General features: G+C 33.4%; 7 protein-coding genes. All 7 read right to left on the bottom strand.

The features are described 5' to 3' along the window. Positions 1 to 2 precede the first annotated feature (2 nt). A complete protein-coding gene (locus tag B0A75_RS20865; protein WP_089056061.1) occupies positions 3 to 188 on the bottom strand; it encodes a hypothetical protein in 186 nt (61 codons plus the stop codon). Beyond that, positions 164 to 487, bottom strand: coding sequence for a hypothetical protein (locus B0A75_RS20645; protein WP_089056060.1), 324 nt, complete (start codon positions 485 to 487; stop codon positions 164 to 166). Before B0A75_RS20645 ends, B0A75_RS20865 begins: the two co-directional genes overlap by 25 nt. A gap of 50 nt (positions 488 to 537) precedes the next feature. Further along, entirely contained in the window at positions 538 to 669 is a 132-nt protein-coding gene (locus tag B0A75_RS20830) for a hypothetical protein (protein ID WP_262490118.1), read from the bottom strand. A 172-nt stretch (positions 670 to 841) separates the two neighbouring features. After that, positions 842 to 1252 (bottom strand): copper resistance protein NlpE, encoded by a 411-nt coding sequence (locus tag B0A75_RS20140; RefSeq protein WP_089056059.1) that lies wholly within the window; start codon positions 1250 to 1252, stop codon positions 842 to 844. A gap of 563 nt (positions 1253 to 1815) precedes the next feature. Continuing rightward, positions 1816 to 3741, bottom strand: coding sequence for an OmpA family protein (locus B0A75_RS20135; RefSeq protein WP_089056058.1), 1926 nt, complete (start codon positions 3739 to 3741; stop codon positions 1816 to 1818). Positions 3742 to 3752: 11 nt separating this feature from the next. Beyond that, entirely contained in the window at positions 3753 to 4658 is a 906-nt protein-coding gene (locus B0A75_RS20130) for a PorP/SprF family type IX secretion system membrane protein (RefSeq protein ID WP_089056057.1), read from the bottom strand. A 62-nt stretch (positions 4659 to 4720) separates the two neighbouring features. Next, a partial coding sequence (locus B0A75_RS20125) for a T9SS type B sorting domain-containing protein (RefSeq protein WP_123872423.1) occupies positions 4721 to 5638 on the bottom strand: 918 nt, incomplete at its 5' end.

The raw sequence follows: 5638 nt of genomic DNA, 5'->3' as shown, positions 1-5638 counted from the left end.
TATCAAAAAACTAAATACATCATTATTTCCTCAAACTTTATTTGTAATAAATTTGTTTTAAATAATCTCGAATCTTCGCTTATTTGTTTTAAACTTTTAGCAAAATTTCTAATGTAATTATCATATTTATATACAAGAAAAGGTTTTGAAGATCCTGAATTTGTTAATACAAATTTATTTTTATCCAAGAAATCAATAAGATCATCATTTGCAAAAAAAACAAAACACTTTTATAAGATTGATTGGATGAAAGTTTTTCGCTCATCAAACAGTTTCCTGAAGGAATAATAACAAACTGCTCATTATTTAATCTCGCAAAATGGTTCTTATTTATTAACTCTTTAGAACCTTCTATCAAAAAACTAAATACATTAGTATTGAGGCTAATTTTACTTTTCAAACAATCTTTAGAAATAGAATAAACGTATACATGTATTGATGATTTTGTATCAATTAAAAAGTCATTTGGCAGATCTAAAATATTCATTATAGTTGTGTATCATAATAAAGTTTTTAAAATTAGGTGAAAAATTAGTTTTATTTATGTTTTTTCTTAAAATAATCTCCCGCAAGAGAAGCTCCACCACCACAGAAATGCATTAATTCAAATCGATCATCAAATTTAGAAGTAAATACTTCGGCTACTTTATCTTTGAACAAAATAGTCATTACGCCTTTAAATTCTGACTTAACATCTTTTAAATTAATATCGATTTGGTCGTTTATTAGCTTCCCTTTTCCTTTAAAATCACATCCTTTTGTTGCACCATCAAAAGTAACTACAACATCAAAGTCATTTTCTTTAGTATTGGTTAACGTTAGTTTTTAAAAATATTCATTCTTACTTCCTTATTGTAACATATTCGCCTTCTAATGATTTGGCTTTAACGGGAATCCTTTTTGTTAATCTATAATTCGCCGCCAATTGTGAAGTCTCTTCTTTCTTGCCTTCGTCTACTAATGCTATTACACTGTCTGATTTTATCAAATAAAACTCTGATTGGTCTTTACCAATAGTAACTGTTACAATTTTATCTTTTAAAATAAAGATGCCATATTCTGTCTCAGATGTTCCATCGTTATCTTGGTAAGAAGTCGTTTTTGAAATAGTTCCATTTGTATTAAAAGTGATATAAGTTAAAATCCCTCCACAATCTGCACATGGCAAAGTACCAATATACATTCCAGAAAAACTAGCACTTGAAGAAACTCCCAACACACGATCCTTCATTGGGTCTGAGGATTTCAACAAGTTTTACTACATCAGGCTAATATGTCCCTGCATGCAAAAATTTGAAACGATTATCCCGATCGTCCTTGAACCAGTCTACATACTTATCAACCGTCATTTGGTCTATTCCTACTATTCCTTTATCCTGCTTAAGTTACTTTATATGTTTTTCTTGGAAAAAATGCCGATTACCTTTTTAATATATCACGCTCTAACTCGACATCTTTGAGTTTTTTCCCTAGTTCATGATTTTTTTTGCTCAGTAATAAACTTAAATTTTCCTTTTCTATGAAAGTTTCCCACACCAAACTTCTCGAATTCTTTAAACCATTTATACTATTGTGAGATGTTACTCTCAACACTCTCGCAAATTCTGATATGTTGGTTCAATCACAACTCAATTAAACTGCTTTTTCTTTAAGAGCTCTCTTATAAATTTTGTATACTTATTTTATAAATAAAAATTACGAATTTATTTTAACTTTTTGTGAAGACTGAGTTAGCAAGTCAACATATCACTTTGTGTAAAAATGAAACAGCCTCTTCAAGCAGAAAAGACTGTTTTATTAGTGAAGATATTCAATTTACATCGAAGTAATAATGAATTCACTTCGTCTGTTGGCTTGATGCTCCTCTTCGGTACATTTTACGTTATCAACGCATTGATTCACTAACTGTGTTTCGCCATACCCTTTGCCTGTTAATCGGTCGGCAGCTATTCCGTTTTTAACTAACCATGCAATAGTTGCTTTAGCTCTTCTATCCGAAAGTTTTTCATTATAAGCATGAGTCTGTCTGCTATCAGTATGCGAACGAACATCAATTTTTATATTTGGATGCTGTTTCATAACATCTAGGATTTTCTCTAACTCAAAGGCGGCTTCTGTTCGAACAAATGATTTATCCAAATCGAAATAAATCATTTTTATGCCAAAACATTTCGCTAAATCATCTCCAACAGCCACTTTGCATATTGCTTTTGTCAAGGCCAATGTCAAATCTGTCTTGGCGGTAGTTGTGGGTATTTCTTTAGTTTCATAGTCTTGTCTTGTAGCTCTAACATAGTATTTTTTGCCGCAATTTACTTTAAAATCATACTTCCCGTCTGCACCAGTTACCATTTCTCCTATTATCTGAAATTGATCATCCAATAAATTCACTTTGGCATTTCCTAGTGCAATATTGGTTTCAACATCTATAATAGTTCCGGATAAAACTTGCTCACAAACTAATCTTCTGGTTTCCGAAAAACGGTAAATATCATCATAACCATTCCCTCCATCTCTATTCGAGGAGAAAAAACCAGTTCTGCTTTTGCTGTCCAATAAAAAAGCAAAATCATCCTGTTTTGTGTTTATAGGAGCTCCTATATTTTGCACTTCGCCAAAAGTCGAATCGTTTTTAATAGTTGAAACAAATACATCGAGTCCCCCTAATCCTGGGCGTCCGTCACTGGCAAAATACAACTCATTATCTCCTGATATAAAAGGAAAAGTTTCTCTTCCCTCGGTATTTATAGCTGCTCCCAAATTCTCTGGAGTACCAAAACTACCATCACTATTAATGGTTACACTATACAAATCAGATTGTCCTAAAGTTCCCGGCATATCTGCAGCAAAATATAACTTCTTTTCATCGACACTTAATGCCGGATGTGCCATGCTGTATTGATTGCTGTTAAATGGCAATTCGATAATGTCCATCCATTTTCCATCAACATAGCTCGCTTTATACAATTTCAATAAAGTAATTCTATTATCGTCTTTTCCTTTTGAACCATTCAAGAAATTGTTCCTGGTAAAATACATCGTTGTTCCGTCTTTGGTAAAAACAGGAGTCGATTCATTGAACTTTGAATTGATCTTTCTTTCAAATCGTTCAGGAGTTCCAACACTTTTATCTGCTTTTAATTCTACCGCATAAAGATTTGTAAAAGATCTATTGGTCCACTTGAATTTTACTTTGGCAACCCCTCCCGTATCTCGAGCTGAAGCAAATACCAATTTATTATCTATAAAAGAACTTCCATAATCCGAATATTTTGAATTAATTCCCGCATCGGCTATTTCAAATCGACCCGAATTGGATTTTATTTGTTCCAAATAATTTTTATTCTTTTCAAACAGCAATCCTCTTTTATCAGCACTCGCTTTTTGATTGAATAACTCCAGTATTTTATCAGCTTTAGCATAATCGCCAGTTGATTTTAGCGTTTGGGCATATCGGTAATAATATTCCAATTCCTGTTGGTTATTCATTTCAAAAAGAGCCTCGTACCATTTTAATGCCTTCGGTAACTCCCCATTAAAATAATAGGCATTACCCAGTCTTTGGAACATTTTTTCATCTTTATATCCTTTCTCTGCAACTTTTTCATAAGTAGCAATCGCATCGATATAAGCATATTTAATATATTTTTTATCGGCGTTAGCGATATTGCCTTTTTGTGCAATCCCCTTGAAAACAAATAGCACTAAAAAAGCGGTATAAACTAATTTTTTAATTTTCATAATTGAAATAGTTAGAAAAATCTAGGTGAAGTTATTCGGCTGTAATTATTAAACAATTCGAAACGCAAGAATATTTCATGTGATCCTGAATTATAGTTGCTTAAATTGGTTGTTTCACGGTCGTATCCATAACCTACATATAAACCATCGGTTATTTGAAATCCAACCATAGCGCTCAAGGCTGCACTCCATCGGTAAGCAACTCCAACTACAAATTTGTTATTAAACATAAAATTAGCCGAAACATCTACTTGCAAAGGTGAACCTTGAACCATTTTGGTTAGTATCGCTGGTTTAAATTTTATGTTAGGATCCAGATCGAATACATAACCTGCCATTAAATAATAGTTTATTTTGTCTTTGAATATCGCAACCTCATTATTGTCATAACGATTGGTTTCGATGAAATTTGGCACCGATAAACCAATATAAGCTTTATCAGAATGCCAATAAACCCCCGCCCCTATGTTAGGCGAAAAAACACCATTTAAATTTTGGAATTGAGGATCATCCTGATCCTCTGGATGTAATTTATTAACATCCAGATTAAATAAATTAGCTGTAGCCTTGATACCAAACGAAAGTTTGAAGGCCTCAGATGTGGGAACAGAATATGACAAATCTGCCGATAAGGTATTTTCATTGGTAGGACCAATTTTATCATTAACCAGCGAAACTCCTAATCCTAAATTACTATTATTTAATGGGGTGTTTAATGAAAAAGTACTTGTCTCAGGAGCCCCATCCAGTCCAACCCATTGGGTGCGGTACAGTCCAAAAACACTTACAACCCCTCTTGAACCGGCATAAGCAGGATTAATATTGATGGTATTGTACATATATTGTGTAAACTGTGCGTCTTGTTGCGCGAAACCCACAACAGAAAAAAACATAAAAACTAAAACTAATTTTCTCATTTATTTTACTTTTAAGAATGGCTTAGCATAAAAACTAACCCAATTAAATTTGTTTTGACTAATTACTTACTGAGGTATAAATACCCCGCCTGCTGATACATATTGGATTCATTGTCTTTATATTTCAGAACATAATAATAGGTTCCCTCTGGTAGTCCTTCAGTGCTCTTAATAGTTGTACGACCCTCAGAAAACCCTCTAAAAACAGTATTAACATTGTCATAATGCTCACGTTCGAATACTAAAACTCCCCAACGATTATAAATCTCAACTCTATTATCAGGATAACACTCTATTCCTTGAATATAGAATCGTTCATTCTTCTTATCTTCATTTGGAGAAATAGCATTGAATACTTTTATAACACATCCTGAAATTGGCAATACCGTTGGTTTATCACCCAACACACTACTATCGTCTGATTTGTCTTTTACTACAATATGATCAGGACTTGTTCCAAAAACTTCAGCCTGATTTGATATACTACCTAAATTAATATCAGCTTGCACTATAGAATAAATCCCTGTAAATGAAGTTGTATCCTCTTCTCCTACAGCTAAATATATTGGGCCTCCGGTCATGGTAATTCCAATTAACGGATCTACTATATACACATTAGTCAAAGCTACATTTCCTGTATTAGTTACTGCGAAATTATACGTAATGGTTTCCCCTACTTTTGCATTACCATCACCGTTTTCATCATTGAAATGGGCTGTTTTCACTATCGCAATACTTGGTTTTGATACTGGTATGATAGCACTTACCACAACCGTACTAGATACCGTGCTACAGTTAGTAGGATTGGTTACTTCGCATATTGTATATTCCACAGTATAGTTTCCTGCCGGAGTATTTGGAGCTACCGTTACCGTACCGTCTGCATTCAAGGTTAATCCTGCCGGAACTGTTACTGCTGTCAAACTTACTTGACCTGGGCTTGTTCCTATAACTACTGGATTACCGTTTAAGGTGTCGTT

Source organism: Flavobacterium oncorhynchi (assembly GCF_002217355.1).
Lineage (GTDB): Bacteria > Bacteroidota > Bacteroidia > Flavobacteriales > Flavobacteriaceae > Flavobacterium > Flavobacterium oncorhynchi.
Note: the sequence above shows the minus strand (reverse complement) of the source record. Positions and strands in the feature narration are given on the sequence as shown.

What these genes read in the sequence shown, in the direction of transcription:
- B0A75_RS20830 (WP_262490118.1), bottom strand. Translation starts at nt 669, where the DNA reads ATGACTATTTTGTTCAAAGATAAAGTAGCCGAAGTATTTACTTCTAAA.
- B0A75_RS20135 (WP_089056058.1), bottom strand. Translation starts at nt 3,741, where the DNA reads ATGAAAATTAAAAAATTAGTTTATACCGCTTTTTTAGTGCTATTTGTT.
- B0A75_RS20645 (WP_089056060.1), bottom strand. Translation starts at nt 487, where the DNA reads ATGAATATTTTAGATCTGCCAAATGACTTTTTAATTGATACAAAATCA.
- B0A75_RS20130 (WP_089056057.1), bottom strand. Translation starts at nt 4,658, where the DNA reads ATGAGAAAATTAGTTTTAGTTTTTATGTTTTTTTCTGTTGTGGGTTTC.